Below are 18,663 nucleotides of genomic sequence, written 5' to 3'. Positions count from 1 at the left end.
GGTCACGGATGAGTCATACGCAGCACGTCGAGCGCTTCGTCGAGTTGTTCGACGGTGAGGTCGCCCTTCTCCACGTATCCGGACTCGAGCACCACCTGACGGATCGTCTTCCGCTCCGCCAGCGACTTCTTGGCCACCTTCGCGGCCTCCTCGTAGCCGATGTACCTGTTGAGCGGAGTGACGACGGACGGCGAGGACTCGGCGTACTCCCTGGCCCGCTCGACATTGGCCGTGATGCCGTCGACCGTCCGGTCCGCCAGCAGGCGGGAGGCGTTCGCCAGCAGGCGTACGGACTCCAGGAGGTTCTTGGCGATCACCGGGAGCATCACGTTGAGCTCGAAGTTCCCGGCCGCGCCGGCGACCGCCACCGTGGTGTCGTTGCCCGTCACCTGCGCCGCCACCATCGTGACCGCCTCCGGGACGACGGGGTTCACCTTGCCCGGCATGATCGACGAACCGGGCTGGAGGTCGGGGAGGTTGATCTCGGCCAGGCCGGTGCGCGGGCCGCTCGCCATCCAGCGCAGATCGTTGGAGATCTTCGTGAGGCCGACCGCGATGGTCCTGAGCTGGCCGGACGTCTCCACCAGGCCGTCCCGGGCGCCCTGCGCCTCGAAGTGGTCGCGGGCCTCGGTGAGCGGCAGACCGGTCGCGTCGGCGATCTCGGCGATGACCGCGGCGGAGAAGCCGGGCGGGGTGTTGATGCCGGTGCCCACCGCCGTGCCGCCGAGGGGGAGTTCGGCGAGCCGGGGCAGCGAGGAGCGCAGCCGCTCGACCCCGTACCGGACCTGGGCCGCGTAGCCGCCGAACTCCTGGCCGAGCGTCACCGGCGTCGCGTCCATCAGATGCGTACGGCCGGACTTCACCACGTCCGCGAATTCGGCCGATTTCCGCTCCAGCGAAGCGGCCAGATGCTCCAGCGCGGGGATCAGGTCATGGGTGACGGCGGCCGTCGCGGCGATGTGGATCGAGGAGGGGAAGACGTCGTTGGACGACTGGGAGGCGTTCACATGGTCGTTGGGGTGGACGTCCCGGCCCTCGGGGAGCCGTTCGCCGGCCAGCGTGGCGATGACCTCGTTGGTGTTCATGTTGGAGGAGGTGCCCGAGCCGGTCTGGAAGACGTCGACCGGGAAGTGCTCGTCCCAGCGGCCTTCGGCGACCTCGGCCGCGGCGTCCCGGATCGCGTCGGCGAGGTCCCGGTCGATCACCCCGAGGTCGGCGTTGACCTTGGCGGCCGCGGCCTTGATCCGGGCCAGGGCCTCGATGTGGGCCCGTTCGAGCCGCTGCCCCGAGACGGGGAAGTTCTCCACCGCCCGCTGGGTCTGCGCCCGCCACTTGGCGTGTGCGGGGACCCGCACCTCACCCATCGAGTCGTGCTCGATCCGGTACGCCGTGCTGTCGTCGCTGCTCTTGTCGGCCATGTCGTCAACCTCCATGCAAAGTTGAGCACTTGTCTTGTTCTGCCTATTCCCATTGCGCTTACCGGCCAGTAAAAACCGTGGGTAACCCCACTTCCAGGAGGCGCAATGAGGCGCACCAGGCACAGACTCCGTTGGGTGATCGCGGCCACGGCCGCCGCCGCGGCGTTCGGATCCATGGCCGCCGCCGTACCCGCCGGCGCGGCCGAGACCACACCCCGCACCGCTTCCTCCGTACCGCTCAGCCCCGAGCTCGAGGCCATCCGGGCCGCCGAGGCCACCACAATCTACGGAAGCCCGGAGGAACGGCCGCTCGCGCAGCGCAGGACCGGTCTGATCTCGCTCGGCGACAGCGAGATCTCCGGCGAGGGCGTCGGCACCTACGAACCGCCGACCAACGGACCGGCCAACTGGTGCCACCGCTCGCCCGAAGCCGCCGTCCACCGCACCGGGATCCCCGCGGACCTCACGTTCAACGTGTCCTGCTCCGGCGCCTACAGCGGCAACATCAAAATCGGCGGCTCGAAGCAGTACGCCGACGAACTCGTGCAGAGCGACAACCTCGCCATCAAGGCCCGCAACACCCGGATCAAGATGGTGCTGCTCGTCGCCGGCGCCAACGACGACCTCCAGTTCGGCCCGGTGATGACGGACTGCGTCACCCGCTACCTGACCCTCCAGGGCCCCTGCGAGCCCAAGTACGCCCCCGGCTGGCAGGCCCGCGTCGACGCCCTCGTCCCCAAGGTCGAGCAGACCGTACGCGACCTGAAGACCGTGATGCGCGACGCCGGATACGCCGACGGCGACTACAAGCTCGTCCTCATGGGCTACCCGAGCCCCATCGGCCCCGACTTCCACGACAACCCCGACTTCCCGGGCAAGCTTTCCTGCGGCGGGCTCGGCTACGACTCCGACACCGTCTGGGGCCGCAACACCGCCGTGCCCGCCTTCGAACGCGGGATGCGCAAGGCCGCCGCGAACACCGGCGCGACCTACCTCGACAACTCGCGACTCTTCCACGGCCACGAGGTCTGCATGGAGGACCCCTGGGCCCGCGGCCTGTACATCGACCTCTCCAAGCCCGGCACCCCGGACGAGAACTCCGTCCGCCAGTCCTTCCACCCCAACGCGCGCGGCCACGCCGCCTTCGCGTCCTGCCTCACCCAGATCTACGACTCCGGCCTGCGCGAGGCCGGCTGCGCGGACGTCGACTCCAGCGGTACGCCGACCCTCGTGCCGTACGCCTGGGACGACGTCTACAAGCCGCTGAAGAACCAGGCCACCGGGAACTGCGTCGACGTGGACGCGGCCTCCTCCAAGAACGGCACCGCCGTGCTCGGCTGGGACTGTCACGGCGGCCGCAACCAGGGCTGGTGGTACGACTCCGCGCGGCGGACCGTCCACACCGAACTCACCCAGGACCGGTGCCTGGACGTGCCGGCCGCGAAGTACCAGGCCGGCACCGCACTGATCATCTGGAACTGCTCGGGCGCGGCGAACCAGAAGTTCGTACGGGACGGGGCCACGATCCGTCCTGCCGCCGCGACGGGGCTCTGCCTGACGCAGGCGGCGGCGAAGGAGCCGCTGCGGCTCCAGAGCTGCAACGGCTCGGCGAACCAGAAGTTCGCCTAGGCGGAACCGGAACGAACCGTGGCCCCCGCCCCTCGGTGAGGGACGGGGGCCACGGCGTGCGCGCACCGTCCGGTCAGTTCGCGGTGAGCGTCGTGCGGGCCAGTTCGTACGCCGGGAGCATCTCCCGGTGCTCCTCGGAGTCCAGCCCGCCGAGGTGGACGATCACGGTGCCCTTCGGGACGGAGACGGCGAACGCCCGCTCCTCCTTGGACTCCTCCATCAGCTCGTTGTAGACCGTGTACGTCGCCTCGACCGCGGGGAGCGTGCCCGCCTTCGTCTCCTTGTAGGAGACCTTGGAGGCGCCCTTCTCGGCCTTCACGAACCCTTCGAGCGCCGTACGGGCCGTGCCCTCGTCCGCGCTCCAGACCCGCAGGAAACCGATGTTGCCGGCCGGCTTCGCGTCGATCTCGCAGACCATCGTCGCCGGGCCCTGCCTGCCGAGCGCGGCGGAGAGCTCGTCGTCGCCGACCTTGACGGCCTTCGGCTTCCAGTCGGCCGCGAGCCCGAAGGTGACGGGCAGCGCGCAGGCGGTGCCGGCCCCGCCCAGGGTCGCCTTGGCGGCGGGCGCCGCGGATGTCGCCGTGGCCTGGGGCTTGCCGGCCGTCCTGTCGGGCTTCGCCTCGGTGCCCAGGCAGCCGGTCAGCAGCCCGGCCGCCGCCAGCGCGGCGGCGGCCGGAGCCACGATCCGTAGGGGATGTCTCATGCGCGCAGAGTATCCGGGCGGTCCTCACGCGCCTGCCGGGCCCCGGGCGAGCCCGGCAGGACGTCCCTAGGAGAGCTTGCCGTCGTAGTCCGGCAGCTTGAAGGTCCGCTCGGCGTGGCCGCCGACGAGGTCGGTGGTGTTGTTGCCGATGTTGGCGATGATCGTGTAGCCCTTGGCCTCGATCTCCGCGCGCTTCTCCGTCTTGTACGCGCTGACCTCGGCGAACAGGTCGGGCAAGGAACGCACGTAGAGCCCGTCGACGGGGTAGCCGGCCTTCTTCAGGTTCCAGTCGGTGAGCGAGTGGATGATCCCGGGCCGCGCGGTGACGAAGAAGACCGCCACGCCGCGTTCGTGGGCGTCACGGACCAGGTCGCGTACATCGGCGATGGCCGGGGTCGGCAGCTCCCAGAAGGGATGGAAGTCCGTCTCCAGCGACGAGTTGTCGATGTCGAGGACGATCGCCTGCTTCTCGCGGCCGGCGTCTTCGGAGCGCTCCGCGATGTACGGCCGCGCCTCGGTGACGACGGCCGCCACGTCACGGCGCCAGGTGGCGTAGTCGATGTCGTGGACGGCGGCGGTGGACGTCGCGTGGGTGTCCGGATCGGCCGCGGAGGCCACGGGCGCGGGGGCGACGACGAGAAGGGCGGTCAGCGCGAGGGTGGCCGTGGTTCCGGCGGTGGCGCGGCTGAGGAGAGGGGCGGAGGGCATGGGGGGCTCCCGAGTGGTCGACCGGCTCAGTGGTTGACATGCTCGCGGCCCATACTGACCAGTAGGCGACCAGAAGGCTACCGGTTGGTAGCGAGATTCTGAGCGGAGACCGCCGACGCCCCCCGGTCTGCAAGGACCGGGAGGCGTCGGGGAGTTGGCGTGCGCAGGGCGGGGTCAGCCGAGACCGGGGCCTCGCACCGGGATGTGGGTGAAGGTCGGCTCCGGGGCCGGGTTCTGGAAGAAGTCGTTGCCCTTGTCGTCCACGACGATGAACGCCGGGAAGTCCTCGACCTCGATCTTCCAGACCGCCTCCATGCCGAGCTCCTCGTACTCGACGACCTCGACCTTCTTGATGCAGTCCTGCGCCAGGCGCGCCGCCGGGCCGCCGATCGAGCCCAGGTAGAAGCCGCCGTGGCTGCCGCAGGCGTCCGTGACCTGCTTGCTCCGGTTGCCCTTGGCCAGCATGACCTTCGAGCCGCCCGCCGCCTGGAACTGCTCGACGTACGAGTCCATCCGGCCGGCCGTCGTCGGGCCGAAGGACCCGGAGGCGTAACCCTCGGGCGTCTTGGCCGGACCGGCGTAGTACACCGGGTGGTCCTTGAGGTACTGCGGCATCTCCTCGCCGGCGTCCAGGCGCTCCTTGATCTTGGCGTGCGCGATGTCGCGGGCCACGACCAGCGGACCGGTCAGCGAGAGACGGGTCTTGACGGGGTACTTCGTCAGCTCGGCGAGGATGTCGTCCATCGGCTGGTTCAGGTCGATCGTGACGACGTCCCCGTCCGTGGAGAGGTGCTCGTCGGTGGTCTCCGGCAGGAAGCGCGCCGGGTCGGTCTCCAGCTGCTCCAGGAAGACGCCCTCGGCGGTGATCTTCGCGACGGCCTGGCGGTCGGCCGAGCAGGACACGGCGATCGCGACGGGCAGCGAGGCGCCGTGGCGCGGCAGACGCACCACGCGCACGTCGTGGCAGAAGTACTTGCCGCCGAACTGCGCGCCGATGCCGATCTTCTGCGTGAGCTCGAAGACCTTCTCCTCCAGCTCCTTGTCCCGGAAGCCGTGACCGAGCTCGGAGCCCTCGGCGGGCAGCTCGTCCAGGTAGTGCGCGGAGGCGTACTTCGCGGTCTTCAGCGCGAACTCGGCCGAGGTGCCGCCGACGACGATCGCCAGGTGATACGGCGGGCAGGCGGCCGTGCCGAGCGAGCGGATCTTCTCCTCCAGGAACTTCATCATGCTCGCCTCGTTGAGGACGGCCTTCGTCTCCTGGTAGAGGAAGGACTTGTTGGCGGAGCCGCCGCCCTTGGCCATGAAGAGGAACTTGTACGCGCCGCCGTCGGTCGCGTAGAGCTCGATCTGCGCGGGCAGGTTCGAGCCGGTGTTCTTCTCCTCCCACATGGTCAGCGGGGCCATCTGCGAGTACCGCAGGTTGAGCTTGGTGTACGCGTCGTAGATGCCGCGCGACAGGGCTTCCTCGTCGCCGCCCCGGGTCAGCACGTTCTGGCCGCGCTTGCCCATGACGATCGCGGTGCCGGTGTCCTGGCACATCGGGAGGACGCCCGCGGCGGCGATGTTCGCGTTCTTGAGCAGGTCGAGCGCGACGAACTTGTCGTTGCTCGACGCCTCCGGGTCGTCGATGATCCGGCGCAGCTGGGCCAGGTGGGCCGGGCGCAGGTAGTGCTGGATGTCGTGGATCGCCTCGGCGGCCAGCTGACGCAGGGCCTCCGGCTCGACCTTGAGGAACGTACGGCCGTCGGCCTCGAAGGTGGAGACGCCTTCGGCGGTCACCAGGCGGTAGGGCGTGGTGTCCTCTCCCAGGGGGAGCAGTTCGGAGTAGGCGAACGCAGGGCCGGGGGGGCGGGAAACAGGGGGCATGACGGCAGCCATTCCTCACTCGGCAGACAGCAACGCCACCTCCATTGGCGGCGCGCCCTCCAGCGTAGAACGCGGGCGCGGCCCCGATCCTGTGAGGTAAGGCTCACTGAGGACCGGGACTGCTCCGGTGTGGAGTGTTCGCCGGGGACTGTGACCGGTCCGGGCGGCGACGGGGTCTGCGGGAGTGGCGACTTACGGCCCCGCCCCCTGGTCGCGATCTATCGCGTTTCGCTACGCTGGCGCCGTGGACCTCGAAAAGCAGCCCCAGAAGCCGGTCGCCCCCGCCGAGCCCGCTCCCGCTCCGCCGGCTCCCGCCGCTCCGGGGGACTCCCTGCGCGCCTCGGACGCCGACCGGGACCGCATCGCGGACATCCTGCGGGACGCGCTGGCCGAGGGGCGGATCGACGCCGAGGAGCACTCGGAGCGGATCGACGCGGTCTACCGCGCCAAGACCGTCGGCGAGCTGGAGCCGATCGTCCGCGACCTCCCCGCCGGGGCCGGCGCCCGCCGGGAGCCCGAGCAGGCGTACGCGTACGGTCCCGAGGACGACTCGGGCCCCGCCGACAACCTGGTCGCCGTCTTCTCCAGCACCACCCGCAAGGGCCGCTGGCGGGTGGGCCGCAGGACCAACGCCTTCGCGCTCTTCGGCAACATCGAGATCGACCTGACCGAGGCGCTGTTCGCCCAGCGGCTGACCACCGTCAACGCCACGTCGATCTTCGGCAATGTCGAGGTGCGCGTCCCGGAGAACATCAGTCTGCGCGGGAACGGCTCGGGGGTCTTCGGCAACTTCGAGGTCGTGACCCTGGAGGCCGCGGACCCGCAGGCCCCGGTCGTCGTGATCAACGGCTACTCGATCTTCGGCAACGTCGAGGCGAAGCCCAAGCGCGGCAAGTGGATCACCGACCTGCAGAACCAGCTGCGCAAGCACCTCGGCCACTGACCGCGCGCCGACCGCCCGTCGGCCCCGGGCGGACCGGACGCGCGGGCGGCGGGTGACCGGAATCCGCCCCTGAGGTTCCGCACTCCGGAACTCGGCGGCACGCGGTGCATAGGCGCACGCACAGCGGGTAAGGCTGGTGCATCGTCTCTCGCTCGCGAAGCCGTCGTCAGGAGTAGACCGTGCTGCATCCGCCGCATCAGCCCCTCCAGGTCGCTGCCGTGCCGTCCCCGCGTGCCCCCGCGCGGGAGGACGAAGCCGGCCCCTGGCACACGGAGGCGGTGTGCCGCCGGGACGAGGCCGGGCTGTTCTTCGCCCCCTCCAAGGAGCCGACGGCCGCCCGGCTGTCGCGGGAGGAGGCCGCCAAGCGGGTCTGTGCCCGCTGCCCGGTCATGGTCGAGTGCCGGGAGCACGCACTGCTCCAGCCCGAGCCGTACGGCGTGTGGGGCGGGCTCACCGCCGCCGAGCGCCGTGTCGTGCTCGCCCGGAGGCGGCGGCGTGAGGTGGAGCTCAAGAAGGCGGCGGCGGACCGGGTCGCCGCGGCGGGCTGACGGCTCCGGTTGCCGGCCGTACGGGAAGGGGCGCCCCCACCGCACATGGGGGCGCCCCTCTTCGTACCACCGCCGGTACCGCTTCCGTACCGGCTTCGGGGCTACTTCGCCCGATCGAAGTCGATCTTGCTGTACGCGCGCAGCTTCGACAGCCGGTGCGTGGAGTCGATCTGCCGGATCGTGCCGGACTTGGACCGCATCACCAGCGACGACGTGGTCGCGGTCTCCGAGCGGTAGCGCACGCCGCGCAGCAGCTCGCCGTCCGTGATGCCGGTGGCGACGAAGAACACGTTCTCGCCGCTGACCAGGTCGTTCGTGGAGAGCACGCGGTCCAGGTCGTGGCCCGCGTCGAGCGCCTTCTGCCGCTCGGCGTCGTCCTTCGGCCACAGCTTGCCCTGGATGACACCGCCGAGGCACTTGATGGCACAGGCCGAGATGATGCCCTCGGGCGTGCCGCCGATGCCGAGGAGCAGGTCGACGCCGGTGCCCTCGCGGACGGCCATGATCGAACCGGCGACGTCGCCGTCCGAGATGAACTTGATCCGGGCGCCGGTCTCGCGGATCTCCTTGACGATGCCCTCGTGGCGCGGGCGGTCCAGGATCACGACCGTGACGTCCTCGGGGGACATGTTCTTCGCCTTGGCGACCCGGCGGATGTTGACCGAGACGGGGGCGTTGATGTCGACGAAGTCGGCGGCCTCGGGACCGGTGACGAGCTTGTCCATGTAGAAGACCGCGGAGGGGTCGAACATGGTGCCGCGGTCGGCGGCGGCCAGGACGGCGATCGCGTTCGGCATGCCCTTGGCGTTGAGGGTGGTGCCGTCGATCGGGTCGACGGCGATGTCCACCTCGGCGCCCGTCCCGTCGCCGATGCGCTCCCCGTTGTAGAGCATGGGGGCTTCGTCCTTCTCGCCCTCGCCGATGACGACGACGCCGTTCATCGAGACGGTGGAGACCAGGGTCCGCATGGCGTTGACCGCCGCGCCGTCCGCGCCGATCTTGTCGCCGCGGCCGACCCAGCGGCCGGCGGCCATGGCGGCGGCCTCGGTGACGCGCACCAGCTCCAGGGCGAGGTTGCGGTCGGGGGCCTCGGGGGAGACCTCGAGCTCGGACGGCAGATGATGCTCGGTCATCGGAGCGCACCTTTCTGTACGGCGACGGCCGGAATAAAGAGGGTGGGGCGACTCTATCGGTACGTCGACAAATTGAGCAGAGGGGCCCACGTATGAGCACAACACCATGATGCGACCATGGGTGCGTGGCAGGTATGCGAGGCAGGCAGACGGTACGCGGGATGGTCCAGTCCCTCGCGGTGATCATGGTCGCCGCGGGCGTGATGTATCTCTTCATCCCGCACGACGAGGACGCGAACCCGGTCCGGACGAAGGACTACCGGGTCGAGCTCCTCACGGCACAGCGGGCGGCGCCGTATCCGGTGCTGGCCCCCGAGGGGCTCGGCGAGGGCTGGCGGGCGACCGTCGTCTCGTACAAGCGCGAGCAGGGCGACGCCTGGCAGCTGGGTTTCCTCGACCCGGACACCCAGTACGTGTCGCTCCACCAGTCGACGGCGGAGCCGAAGCACTTCGTTCCCAAGGTCACCCAGCAGGCCGAGAACTCCGGGAAGACCCAGACGGTCGCCGGTCAGGTCTGGCAGCGCTGGGAGGGGCCGAAGTACGACGCCCTGGTCCGCACGGAGGGCGGTGCCACCACGGTGGTGACCGGGACGGCCTCCTTCGAGCGGCTGGCCGAGATGGCCGGCGCGCTGCGGTCGAAGCAGGCGTGACGAGCGAGCGAAGAACCCCCGGACTCATGGAGTCCGGGGGTTCTCGCGTGTCCGACGCGGGCGGACGGCGGGCTCAGACGGTGGTGACGACCTCGTCGTAGGCCAGGCGCGGGGAGCGGGGGAACCAGGCGTCCTCGCCCGGCTTGCCGATGTTGACGACCATGATCGGCGTGTGGTCGTCGTCCAGGAACTCCTTCTGGACTCCGGCGAAGTCGACACCGGTCATCGGGCCGGCGGCGAGGCCGGCGGCGCGGACGCCGACGATGAAGTAGGCGGCCTGGAGGGCGGCGTTCAGCAGGGCGGAGCCCTCGCGGACCGGGCGCTCGGCGAAGAACATGTCCTTGGCCTGCGGGAAGTGCGGCAGCAGGGCCGGGAGCTCGTCGTGGAACTCGTTGTCGGCGGAGAGGATCGCGACCAGCGGGGCGGCGGCGGTCTTCGGCTGGTTGCCCTCGGCCATGTGCTTCACCAGGCGCTCGCGCGCCTCGGGGGAGCGGACCAGGGTGATCCGCAGGGGGGACTGGTTGAACGCGGTCGGCCCGTACTTGACCAGGTCGTAGATCGCCTGGACCTGCTCGTCGGTCACCGGCTCGTCGGTGAAGGTGTTGGCGGTGCGGGCCTCGCGGAAGAGGAGGTCCTGGGCGGTGGGGTCAAGAGCGAGGGACATGCTGCGTACCTTCCGGACTGCAAAGGGGGTCAAGCGATGCCCTCACCGTACGACGAAGATTGATTAACTTTCAACAATCCTATGCGGATAGTGATCCGCTTCACATCGTGGGTTCGTCGCGAAGCCCCGACCGGACGCCGGGCGTGGGCGCTACCGCATGGCCCCTACTCGGCCTCCGCGCCCGCGGCCTCGTCGGCCTCCGAAGCGGAGACCGCGGCGTCGAGCCGGGCCCGTGCGCCCTCCAGCCAACGCCGGCAGACCTTGGCCAATTCCTCGCCACGCTCCCAGAGCGCGAGCGACTCCTCCAGGGTCGTCCCGCCCGTCTCCAGACGCCGAACGACCTCGATCAGCTCGTCGCGTGCCTGCTCGTACCCGAGCGCCTCTTCCGTGGTGGCTGCCATGGGAACCACCCTATGCGCCGGGTCCGACAACACGCCGCACCGCGAACTCGCCCGCGGCGACCCTGGCCCGCAACTCCTCGTCCACCGCGACCTCCTCGGGAGAGCGCACGACCGATCCGTCCGCCCGCTGGAGCACCGCGTACCCCCGCTCCATCGTCGCCGCGGGCGACAGCGCCCTGACCCGCGCCCGGGTGTGCGACAGCTCCGAGTCCGCCCGGTCGAGCAGATGCCCCAGCGTCCGCCGGCTGCGCGCGAGCAGCGCGTCCAGCTCGTCCTCGCGCTGCTCGACCATCCGCTGCGGATGCTCCATCACCGGCCGGGCCAGCGCGTGCGCCAACCCGCGCTCCTCGCGGTCCAGCAGCCCCCGCACCGTCCGCAGCGCCCGGTCCCGCAGGCCCTGCACCCGGTCCAGCTCCTCACCGACGTCCGGCACGACCTTCTTGGCGGCGTCGGTCGGCGTGGAGGCGCGCAGGTCGGCCACGAGATCGAGCAGCGGGGAGTCCGGCTCGTGGCCGATCGCGGAGACCACCGGCGTACGGCAGTCGGCGACCGCCCGGATCAGCTGCTCGTCCGAGAACGGCAACAGGTCCTCCACACTGCCGCCGCCGCGCGCCACGATGATCACGTCCACCCCGTCGTGGGCGTCGAGCTCCTTCACCGCCTGGACCACCTGCGGCACCGCCTTCACGCCCTGCACGGCGACATTGCGCACCTCGAAGCGGACGGCGGGCCAGCGCCGCCGCGCGTTCTCCAGCACGTCCCGCTCGGCGGCGGAGGCCCGGCCGACGACGAGGCCGACGAGCTGCGGCAGGAACGGCAGGGGCTTCTTGCGGTCGAGGGCGAACAGGCCCTCGGCGCCCAGGCTCCGCTTCAGCTGCTCCAGACGGGCCAGCAGCTCCCCGATGCCGACCGGCTTGATCTCCACCGCCCGCAGCGACAGCTGCCCACGCGGCGCGTACCACTCGGGCCTGGCGTGCACGACGACCCGGGCGCCCTCGGAGACGACGTCGGCCACGGCGTCGAAGACCTGGCGGAAGCAGGTCACGCCGATGGAGATGTCGTACGAGGGATCCCGCAGCGTCAGAAAGACGACCCCGGCCCCCGGCCGTCGCGACAGCTGTGTGATCTGCCCCTCGACCCATACGGCACCCAGGCGGTCGATCCAGCCCCCGATCAGCCGGGAGACCTCCCCGACGGGCAGCGGCGCTTCGGCGGACGTAGTGAGACCCATGCGCCGAGCGTAGTGGCGGGGTAGGACAGCGGAGGAGGGGGCGTCACGCGCCTGTCCGCCGCTCACACCGGACGGCTCGCTCCCTGCACCGCGAGAACCACCAGGCCCACCCCCAGCCAGACCACACCCACCACCTGCGCCGACACCGCCGCCTCCACCATCACCGCCACCAGGATCAACGCCCCCGCCACCGGCATCACCACGTGCCGCAGCCAGTGCGGTGGCCCCTCCATCCGGCGTACCGCGAACCACCCCACCACGCTCGCGTGCAGCAGGACGAAGGCCGACAGCGCCCCGATGTCGACCACCGACACCAGGTGGTCGAGTCCGTCGTCGCGCTGCGCCGCCCACACCGCCGCCACCATCGTCACCGCCGCCGCGCTCAGCAGCGCCACCCGTGGAACCCCCGAGTCCGTCCGGGCCAGCGCACGGGGCAGCCGCCGCTCCCGGGCCATGGCGAAGAGCAGCCGCCCCGCGGCCGCCTGCCCCGCCAGCGCCGCGAACGCCGCGCCGATCGCCTTCGACACCGCCACCAGATCGTGCAGCCAGGTCCCCACGGACGCGTCCACCGCGTCGTAGAAGGCCGAGCCCTGCTTCGCCGGATCGGCCGCCAGCTCCGCCGAGGAGAGCGGTTCGAGAAGCGCCACCAGATACGTCTGCGTCACGAACAGCACGCCCGCGAGCGCCAGGCAGAACAGCACCGCCCGCGCGACCTTCTCCGAGCCCCCGGTCACCTCCTCCGCGAAGGAGGCGATGGCGTCGAAGCCCAGGTACGAGAGCACGGCCACCGACACCGCGCCCACCACGGCCGTCGCCGAGAACGTCGTGTCCCCGGTCAGCGGCGACCACCAGTCGCGCCGGGCCCCGTCCCGTACGAGAACGACCACCGCCGACACCACGAAGACCAGCAGCACCACGATCTCCAGGGCGAGCACCGCGAAGCCGACCCGCGCCGCCGCCCGTACCCCCCAGAGGTTGAGCAGCGTCGTGAGGACCACCGCGATCGCCGTCCACACCCAGCGGTCGACCTCCGGGACCAGCGCCTCCATGGCGATGCCCGCGAAGAGGTAGGCCACGGCCGGGATCAGCAGATAGTCGAGCATCGCCATCCACCCGGCGACGAACCCCGGCCCCTCGCCCAGACCCTTGCGCGCGTACGTGAAGACCGAACCCGCCAGCGGGGCGACCCGCACCATCTGGGCATAGCTGAAGGCGGTGAACGCCATCGCGACGGTGGCGATCACGTACACGAGCGCCACCGCGCCGTGCGACTTCGCGTCGAGGGTGCCGAAGACGCCGACGGGGGCCATCGGCGCGATGAAGAGCAGCCCGTAGACGACAAGGTCGCGGAACCCGAGCGTCCGCCGCAGTCCGGTGTGCGCAGCCACCTGTGCTTCCTCGGCCATGCGCCCAGTCTCGGCCACGACGTCGATCACCCGGCGCACCGACGCGGCCGTAGCCCGCCGCCCGATCACGCGGCCTTACGATGGGACGCATGACTGCTACGCCCGCGTCGACGCCCGAGACCGCGACCACGACGAACCGCCCGAAGCGTGTCCTGCTCGCCGCTCCCCGCGGCTACTGCGCGGGCGTGGACCGTGCCGTGATCGCCGTGGAGAAGGCCCTGGAGCAGTACGGGGCGCCGATCTACGTACGCCACGAGATCGTCCACAACAAGTACGTCGTCCAGACCCTGGAGCGGAAGGGCGCCATCTTCGTCGACCAGGCGACCGAGGTGCCGCCGGGCAACATCGTGATGTTCTCCGCCCACGGCGTGGCCCCCACCGTGCACGAGGAGGCCCGCGAGGGCCGTCTCAAGACCATCGACGCGACCTGCCCGCTGGTCACGAAGGTGCACAAGGAGGCCGTCCGGTTCGCCAATGAGGACTTCGACATCCTCCTGATCGGCCACGAGGGCCACGAAGAGGTCATCGGCACCTCCGGCGAGGCCCCCGACCACATCCAGCTCGTCGACGGACCCGAGGACGTGGCCAAGGTCGAGGTCCGCGACCCGTCCAGGGTCGTCTGGCTCTCCCAGACCACACTCTCGGTCGACGAGACGATGGAGACGGTGGACGCGCTGAAGGAGAAGTTCCCGCAGCTGATCTCCCCGCCCTCCGACGACATCTGCTACGCCACCCAGAACCGGCAGCTGGCCATCAAGGAGCTCGCCGGCCAGGCCGAGCTCGTGATCGTCGTCGGCTCGAAGAACTCCTCCAACTCGATCCGCATGGTCGAGGTCGCCAAGCAGGCCGGCGTACCCGCCGCGTACCTCGTCGACTTCGCGAGCGAGATCGACGAGGCATGGCTGGAGGGCGTCACCTCCGTCGGCCTGTCCTCGGGCGCCTCGGTCCCGGAGGTCCTCGTCCAGGAGGTCCTGGAGTGGCTCTCCGAGCGGGGCTACGCGGACGTGGAGATCGTCAAGACGGCCGACGAGTCGCTCACCTTCTCGCTCCCCAAGGAGCTCCGGAACAAGGACCTGCGCGCCGAGGCCGCGAAGCTCGCCGAGTAACGGCCGAGGAGGAGCGGTCGAGGCGTGACCGTCGGCGTCTCCCCGTAACGTTGTGTTCATGAACGTCTTCGGAGTGGACATCGGCGGCTCGGGCATCAAGGGCGCTCCCGTCGACCTGGAGCGCGGAGAGCTGACCGAGCCCCGCCACAAAGTACTGACCCCGCAGCCCGCCGCACCCGACGATGTGGCGGGCTGCGTCGTGGAGGTCGTGGAGAACTTCGGCTGGTCCGGCCCCGTCGGGGTGACCTTCCCCGGTGTGGTCACCGGCTCGACGATCCGTACCGCGGCGAACGTCGAGAAGGCATGGATCGGCGTCGACGCCGGCAGACTGCTCGGCGAACGCCTCGGCGGGCTCCCCGTGACCGTCCTGAACGACGCGGACGCGGCCGGCGTCGCCGAGATGACCTTCGGCGCTGGCCGGGGCCGCAAGGGGACGGTCATCATGCTGACGCTCGGCACGGGCATCGGCTCGGCGCTCTTCGTGGACGGCCGGCTCGTGCCGAACACGGAGCTGGGCCACCTGGAGCTGAAGGGTTACGACGCGGAGAAGCGGGCCTCGTCGAAGGCCAAGGAGGACGAGGACCTCAGCTGGGAGCACTGGGCGACACGGCGGGTGCAGAAGTACCTGGCCCATGTGGAGATGCTGTTCTCGCCCGAGCTCTTCATCATCGGCGGGGGAGTGAGCCGCAAGGCGGACAAGTTCCTGCCGCTGATCGAGGGCATCAGGGCGGAGATCGTCCCGGCGGAGCTGCAGAACAACGCGGGGATCGTGGGCGCGGCGATGGCGGCGCGGCCGGCGACGACGGTCTGAGCCGCCCACGCCCCCGTGACCGGGGGCGGCGGGTCAGGGGCGGCGGACCCTCTGGGGGGCGCGGGCGACGACGCGCTGGCGCCGCCCCATGTCCCGCACCTTCCGGACGCTGGTGATCAGACCGGCGACGAGGGTCCCGCCGTAGAGCCACCCGGCGTGCACGGCGAGGGCGGTGACGACGGCCATCGCCTGCCCGCCGAAGCCGCCGCTGCCGCCCGAGATCGGCACCACACCCACCGCGAAGGCGATGGGCACGCTGATCGGGGCGGTGACCAGGTCGGCGGTCCGTACCCAGAGCGCGGTCAGCGCGCTGACCGGCAGGAACAGCAGGCCGAACGCGAGCGGCGAGCCGTCGAGGATCAGCTGGTCGAGGACGCCGAGCACCAGCATGGTGGCGGAGGCGAAGAGCCCGGCGCCGAGGCCGGTGAGCCTCGGGTTGGGCAGCCGCCGCAGGGCGAGGACGACGGGGGGCACGGGCCGCCGTTCGGGTACGGCCCGCTCGACCCGGCCGCTGCCGGGGCGGCCCGGACGCGGGGCGACCCGGTAGACGGCGGCGCCCTCCACGAGCGCGCCGGGCGGCGTGAGGGGCGTTTGCGGCCGTCGGCGGCCTTGAGGCTGACTTGTCCTGTGCTGCTCCACTACACCAACGTAGGTCGGGAAGGGGCCGGGGACCGGGCCAGGACACGCCCTTTGGGTGACCTTGCCGTCGAGAACGGCCGAAGGTCGGCGTCGCAGGCCGGTTCGGACCGCCCGTAAACTGGGGGATCGGCCCACCCACCGCACCCCCATCCGTACTCCAGGAAGTCGCCACCGTGTCGCTCACGATCGGAATCGTCGGTCTGCCGAATGTCGGCAAGTCGACCCTGTTCAACGCCCTGACCAAGAACGACGTCCTGGCGGCCAACTACCCGTTCGCCACGATCGAGCCGAACGTCGGCGTCGTCGGTGTTCCCGACGCCCGCCTGACGAAGCTGGCGGAGATCTTCAACTCGCAGCGGATCCTGCCGGCGACGGTCGACTTCGTGGACATCGCGGGCATCGTCCGCGGCGCGAGCGAGGGTGAGGGCCTGGGCAACAAGTTCCTGGCGAACATCCGTGAGTCGGACGCGATCTGCCAGGTCATCCGCGCCTTCAAGGACGAGAACGTCGTGCACGTCGACGGCAAGGTCTCGCCGAAGGACGACATCGAGACGATCAACACCGAGCTGATCCTCGCCGACCTGCAGACGATCGAGAAGGTCCTGCCGCGGCTGGCGAAGGAAGCCCGCATCAAGAAGGACGTGGCCCCCAAGGTCGCGGTGGTCGAGGCGGCCAAGGAGATCCTGGAGCGGGGCGACACGCTCTTCTCCCAGGGCTACCTCCAGGGCTCGGAGAAGGCCGAGCTCCTGCACGACCTGCACCTGCTGACCACGAAGCCGTTCCTCTACGTCTTCAACGTGGACGAGGACGAGCTGACGGACGACTCCTTCAAGGACGAGCAGCGCGCGCTGGTGGCCCCGGCGGAGGCGATCTTCCTCAACGCGAAGCTGGAGCAGGACCTCGCCGAGCTGGACGAGGAGGACGCCATGGAGCTCCTCCAGTCGGTGGGCGCGGAGGAGCCGGGCCTCGCGACCCTGGCGCGCGTCGGCTTCGACACCCTGGGCCTCCAGACGTACCTGACGGCCGGCCCGAAGGAATCCCGCGCCTGGACGATCAAGAAGGGCGCGACGGCCCCGGAGGCGGCCGGTGTGATCCACACCGACTTCCAGAAGGGCTTCATCAAGGCCGAGGTCATCTCCTTCGCCGACCTCGTCGAAACGGGCTCGGTCGCGGACGCCCGCGCGGCGGGCAAGGCCCGCATGGAGGGCAAGGAGTACGTGATGCAGGACGGCGACGTGGTGGAGTTCCGCTTCAATGTGTAGGGGGTCGTACATCACCACGTCGCTGATCTGACAAACATGCAGTTCAGGAGGGGTTCGACTCTCTGGAGTCGGACCCCTTGGTTTTTTCCGTGCCGGGATGGCGGTCACAGGGCTCTGGTGCACTTCGCAGTCTCGAACGACCTGGCGGCGATGACCACGAAGCTGGAGGGGGCGAAGACTCACTTCTTGCCCTTCAACGTTGGCTTCGACAGCGGTGCCGGAGCACAACAAGGCGATCGCGGTGGACATCTCACTCGTGGGCGACGGGCAACTGAAGGGCATCAGTGCCGCTGGCACGGGAGCGAAGAAGGATCCGAAGTACGTTGCGCTCCAGGTCGTCATAGACAAGATGAACGACCTCTTCGGCGCCGAATCGTTCGCCGAGTCCCAGGTCAGGGAGTTCGTACAGGGGCTCGTCCAGCGGTTGCTTGCCGACCCGAACCTGATCAAGCAGACCAAGGTGAACTCCAAAAAGCAGTTCGTGGAGTCGCAGGACTTCCAAGCAGCCGTTACGGAGGCGGTTGCAGACAACCAGGATGCCCACAACACGATGGCTGACTACTTCTTCACCGATGGGCCGGCCATCAACGCGATCATCGTTGCCCTTGCGGATGCTTTCTACGAAGCAGCAGTCGATCAGCAGGTGGATTCCACCTGAGTGGACGCCGAGGTCAGACGTCCTTGATCTGTACTTGGTCGCCGCACAGCTTCGACCAGTCGTCGTGATCCGAGGTCAGTACGAGGACGGGTGCCGGGGAGCGAAGTGCCATCGCGGCGACGAGGGCGTCAACGGCGTACTTGTGGCCGTGCAGGCCACCGGCGTCGCTCAGCAGCTGCACCGCGGTGAGACTGTCCGTCTGGGTGACGTCCTGGACCTGAAGGCGGGAGAGCACCCAGTGCAGCCGGGCGGTATCCGTCTTCCCGTGGACCGCCTCCACCACCGTCAGGGCCGACACGAGGACGGGCACGCCTACGCGTCGAGCAGCCTCGATCCGGGTGATCATCTGGCGGTCGTTGCGCAGCAGTAGCGACAGCGCCTGGGAGTCGAGCACCAGGGATCTGGCCGCGGGCTCCTTCATGCGGCGCTGTCGTTCGACGCGTAGGGCGCCGGTGCGTCTCCGAACAGTTCGCTCTGCGCGGCCTGGACTTCGGCTTCGCTCAGCGGCTCGTGCTCGGCTTCGTAGGCGGCCACGATCTCGGCGAGACCGTCCATGGCGAGCTGATGCCGGACCGCCGCCGTCACGTACGCGGACACGCCGCGCTTACCGGTACGGGTGCGCAGAGCACCGAGGAGTTCGGAAGGCATCGACACGGAGATGTTCTCCGTGCCGCCGGGACGGGGTGACTTCATGGCTGCAAGTCTAGTACAGAAACTATTACAGCGTCTGGAGCGCTGCGCGGCCTGTATCCGGGGCGGGCGGTGCGCGTAGTCTTAGCACTTCTGGATCTTCTTGTACTTTGCAGTGAATCCCGTGCTGGGATGGTGCTGGGACGCGCCCACATAACCGCAGGTCAGGGCTATTGTGGTGGAGTTCCGCTTCAACG

General features: G+C 69.9%; 20 protein-coding genes. 8 read left to right on the top strand and 12 right to left on the bottom strand.

All coding sequences use genetic code 11. The features are described from left to right. Positions 1–2 precede the first annotated feature (2 nt). The gene (locus ACZ4VW_RS02275; RefSeq protein ID WP_467957493.1) at positions 3–1,418 is read right to left on the bottom strand and encodes a class II fumarate hydratase; all 1,416 of its coding nucleotides are present in this window, start codon (positions 1,416–1,418) and stop codon (positions 3–5) included. Between the two features lie 105 nt (positions 1,419–1,523). On the opposite strand from ACZ4VW_RS02275, the gene ACZ4VW_RS02270 reads away from it, so the two are divergent. Beyond that, the gene (locus ACZ4VW_RS02270) at positions 1,524–3,047 is read left to right on the top strand and encodes a ricin-type beta-trefoil lectin domain protein (protein WP_467957491.1); all 1,524 of its coding nucleotides are present in this window, start codon (positions 1,524–1,526) and stop codon (positions 3,045–3,047) included. A 73-nt stretch (positions 3,048–3,120) separates the two neighbouring features. On the opposite strand, the gene ACZ4VW_RS02265 is transcribed toward ACZ4VW_RS02270, so the two are convergent. The 3 genes from ACZ4VW_RS02265 to ACZ4VW_RS02255 form a co-directional block, all read right to left on the bottom strand. Next, positions 3,121–3,750, bottom strand: a complete 630-nt coding sequence (locus ACZ4VW_RS02265) for a lipoprotein (protein WP_467957489.1) — start codon at positions 3,748–3,750, stop codon at positions 3,121–3,123. A 66-nt stretch (positions 3,751–3,816) separates the two neighbouring features. After that, positions 3,817–4,458: an HAD family acid phosphatase gene (locus tag ACZ4VW_RS02260; protein WP_467957487.1), complete on the bottom strand. Its 642-nt coding sequence runs from the start codon at positions 4,456–4,458 to the stop codon at positions 3,817–3,819. 174 nt (positions 4,459–4,632) lie between these two features. Then, a complete protein-coding gene (locus tag ACZ4VW_RS02255) occupies positions 4,633–6,324 on the bottom strand; it encodes a fumarate hydratase (protein ID WP_467957485.1) in 1,692 nt (563 codons plus the stop codon). 244 nt (positions 6,325–6,568) lie between these two features. On the opposite strand from ACZ4VW_RS02255, the gene ACZ4VW_RS02250 reads away from it, so the two are divergent. After that, entirely contained in the window at positions 6,569–7,267 is a 699-nt protein-coding gene (locus tag ACZ4VW_RS02250; RefSeq protein ID WP_467957483.1) for a DUF1707 SHOCT-like domain-containing protein, read from the top strand. A gap of 179 nt (positions 7,268–7,446) precedes the next feature. Further along, positions 7,447–7,815: a WhiB family transcriptional regulator gene (locus tag ACZ4VW_RS02245; protein ID WP_467957480.1), complete on the top strand. Its 369-nt coding sequence runs from the start codon at positions 7,447–7,449 to the stop codon at positions 7,813–7,815. 101 nt (positions 7,816–7,916) lie between these two features. On the opposite strand, the gene glpX is transcribed toward ACZ4VW_RS02245, so the two are convergent. After that, complete coding sequence (gene glpX / locus ACZ4VW_RS02240; RefSeq protein ID WP_158989935.1) at positions 7,917–8,948, bottom strand: class II fructose-bisphosphatase; 1,032 nt, start codon at positions 8,946–8,948, stop codon at positions 7,917–7,919. A gap of 134 nt (positions 8,949–9,082) precedes the next feature. Here glpX and ACZ4VW_RS02235 point away from each other — a divergent pair, with 134 nt between their 5' ends. Continuing rightward, the gene (locus ACZ4VW_RS02235) at positions 9,083–9,598 is read left to right on the top strand and encodes a DUF4245 domain-containing protein (protein WP_467958142.1); all 516 of its coding nucleotides are present in this window, start codon (positions 9,083–9,085) and stop codon (positions 9,596–9,598) included. A gap of 73 nt (positions 9,599–9,671) precedes the next feature. On the opposite strand, the gene ACZ4VW_RS02230 is transcribed toward ACZ4VW_RS02235, so the two are convergent. The 4 genes from ACZ4VW_RS02230 to ACZ4VW_RS02215 all read right to left on the bottom strand — a co-directional run bounded on the left by ACZ4VW_RS02230 (position 9,672) and on the right by ACZ4VW_RS02215 (position 13,300). Beyond that, positions 9,672–10,262 (bottom strand): malonic semialdehyde reductase, encoded by a 591-nt coding sequence (locus tag ACZ4VW_RS02230; RefSeq protein ID WP_467957479.1) that lies wholly within the window; start codon positions 10,260–10,262, stop codon positions 9,672–9,674. Positions 10,263–10,426: 164 nt separating this feature from the next. Beyond that, entirely contained in the window at positions 10,427–10,663 is a 237-nt protein-coding gene (locus ACZ4VW_RS02225) for an exodeoxyribonuclease VII small subunit (protein ID WP_467957477.1), read from the bottom strand. A 10-nt stretch (positions 10,664–10,673) separates the two neighbouring features. Then, positions 10,674–11,894, bottom strand: coding sequence for an exodeoxyribonuclease VII large subunit (gene xseA / locus ACZ4VW_RS02220; RefSeq protein WP_467957475.1), 1,221 nt, complete (start codon positions 11,892–11,894; stop codon positions 10,674–10,676). Positions 11,895–11,956: 62 nt separating this feature from the next. After that, positions 11,957–13,300 carry an APC family permease gene (locus ACZ4VW_RS02215; protein WP_467957473.1) on the bottom strand — a complete coding sequence of 448 codons (1,344 nt, stop codon included), beginning with the start codon at positions 13,298–13,300 and terminating at the stop codon, positions 11,957–11,959. Positions 13,301–13,380: 80 nt separating this feature from the next. Here ACZ4VW_RS02215 and ACZ4VW_RS02210 point away from each other — a divergent pair, with 80 nt between their 5' ends. Together ACZ4VW_RS02210 and ppgK are read left to right on the top strand one after the other, a co-directional pair. Continuing rightward, positions 13,381–14,406 (top strand): 4-hydroxy-3-methylbut-2-enyl diphosphate reductase, encoded by a 1,026-nt coding sequence (locus tag ACZ4VW_RS02210; protein WP_467957471.1) that lies wholly within the window; start codon positions 13,381–13,383, stop codon positions 14,404–14,406. Positions 14,407–14,464: 58 nt separating this feature from the next. Continuing rightward, positions 14,465–15,217, top strand: coding sequence for a polyphosphate--glucose phosphotransferase (gene ppgK, locus ACZ4VW_RS02205; RefSeq protein ID WP_467957469.1), 753 nt, complete (start codon positions 14,465–14,467; stop codon positions 15,215–15,217). 33 nt (positions 15,218–15,250) lie between these two features. On the opposite strand, the gene ACZ4VW_RS02200 is transcribed toward ppgK, so the two are convergent. Beyond that, entirely contained in the window at positions 15,251–15,856 is a 606-nt protein-coding gene (locus tag ACZ4VW_RS02200) for a DUF6542 domain-containing protein (protein WP_467957467.1), read from the bottom strand. A 173-nt stretch (positions 15,857–16,029) separates the two neighbouring features. On the opposite strand from ACZ4VW_RS02200, the gene ychF reads away from it, so the two are divergent. Further along, positions 16,030–17,118, top strand: coding sequence for a redox-regulated ATPase YchF (ychF, locus tag ACZ4VW_RS02195; RefSeq protein ID WP_467957465.1), 1,089 nt, complete (start codon positions 16,030–16,032; stop codon positions 17,116–17,118). Positions 17,119–17,317: 199 nt separating this feature from the next. Beyond that, the gene (locus tag ACZ4VW_RS02190) at positions 17,318–17,776 is read left to right on the top strand and encodes a hypothetical protein (RefSeq protein ID WP_467957463.1); all 459 of its coding nucleotides are present in this window, start codon (positions 17,318–17,320) and stop codon (positions 17,774–17,776) included. Positions 17,777–17,789: 13 nt separating this feature from the next. Here ACZ4VW_RS02190 and ACZ4VW_RS02185 read toward each other — a convergent pair whose 3' ends face one another. After that, positions 17,790–18,197: a PIN domain-containing protein gene (locus ACZ4VW_RS02185; protein ID WP_467957461.1), complete on the bottom strand. Its 408-nt coding sequence runs from the start codon at positions 18,195–18,197 to the stop codon at positions 17,790–17,792. Next, the gene (locus tag ACZ4VW_RS02180) at positions 18,194–18,469 is read right to left on the bottom strand and encodes a hypothetical protein (RefSeq protein ID WP_014048106.1); all 276 of its coding nucleotides are present in this window, start codon (positions 18,467–18,469) and stop codon (positions 18,194–18,196) included. Before ACZ4VW_RS02180 ends, ACZ4VW_RS02185 begins: the two co-directional genes overlap by 4 nt. Positions 18,470–18,663: the final 194 nt, after the last annotated feature.

Source organism: Streptomyces sp. NPDC029139 (assembly GCF_055564335.1).
Note: the sequence above shows the minus strand (reverse complement) of the source record. Positions and strands in the feature narration are given on the sequence as shown.

What these genes read in the sequence shown, in the direction of transcription:
- ACZ4VW_RS02275 (WP_467957493.1), bottom strand. Translation starts at nt 1,418, where the DNA reads ATGGCCGACAAGAGCAGCGACGACAGCACGGCGTACCGGATCGAGCAC.
- ACZ4VW_RS02210 (WP_467957471.1), top strand. Translation starts at nt 13,381, where the DNA reads ATGGGACGCATGACTGCTACGCCCGCGTCGACGCCCGAGACCGCGACC.
- ACZ4VW_RS02230 (WP_467957479.1), bottom strand. Translation starts at nt 10,262, where the DNA reads ATGTCCCTCGCTCTTGACCCCACCGCCCAGGACCTCCTCTTCCGCGAG.
- glpX (WP_158989935.1), bottom strand. Translation starts at nt 8,948, where the DNA reads ATGACCGAGCATCATCTGCCGTCCGAGCTCGAGGTCTCCCCCGAGGCC.
- ACZ4VW_RS02255 (WP_467957485.1), bottom strand. Translation starts at nt 6,324, where the DNA reads ATGCCCCCTGTTTCCCGCCCCCCCGGCCCTGCGTTCGCCTACTCCGAA.
- ACZ4VW_RS02180 (WP_014048106.1), bottom strand. Translation starts at nt 18,469, where the DNA reads ATGAAGTCACCCCGTCCCGGCGGCACGGAGAACATCTCCGTGTCGATG.
- ACZ4VW_RS02260 (WP_467957487.1), bottom strand. Translation starts at nt 4,458, where the DNA reads ATGCCCTCCGCCCCTCTCCTCAGCCGCGCCACCGCCGGAACCACGGCC.
- ACZ4VW_RS02265 (WP_467957489.1), bottom strand. Translation starts at nt 3,750, where the DNA reads ATGAGACATCCCCTACGGATCGTGGCTCCGGCCGCCGCCGCGCTGGCG.
- ACZ4VW_RS02225 (WP_467957477.1), bottom strand. Translation starts at nt 10,663, where the DNA reads ATGGCAGCCACCACGGAAGAGGCGCTCGGGTACGAGCAGGCACGCGAC.
- ACZ4VW_RS02235 (WP_467958142.1), top strand. Translation starts at nt 9,083, where the DNA reads ATGCGAGGCAGGCAGACGGTACGCGGGATGGTCCAGTCCCTCGCGGTG.
- ACZ4VW_RS02185 (WP_467957461.1), bottom strand. Translation starts at nt 18,197, where the DNA reads ATGAAGGAGCCCGCGGCCAGATCCCTGGTGCTCGACTCCCAGGCGCTG.
- ACZ4VW_RS02270 (WP_467957491.1), top strand. Translation starts at nt 1,524, where the DNA reads ATGAGGCGCACCAGGCACAGACTCCGTTGGGTGATCGCGGCCACGGCC.
- ACZ4VW_RS02215 (WP_467957473.1), bottom strand. Translation starts at nt 13,300, where the DNA reads ATGGCCGAGGAAGCACAGGTGGCTGCGCACACCGGACTGCGGCGGACG.
- ppgK (WP_467957469.1), top strand. Translation starts at nt 14,465, where the DNA reads ATGAACGTCTTCGGAGTGGACATCGGCGGCTCGGGCATCAAGGGCGCT.
- xseA (WP_467957475.1), bottom strand. Translation starts at nt 11,894, where the DNA reads ATGGGTCTCACTACGTCCGCCGAAGCGCCGCTGCCCGTCGGGGAGGTC.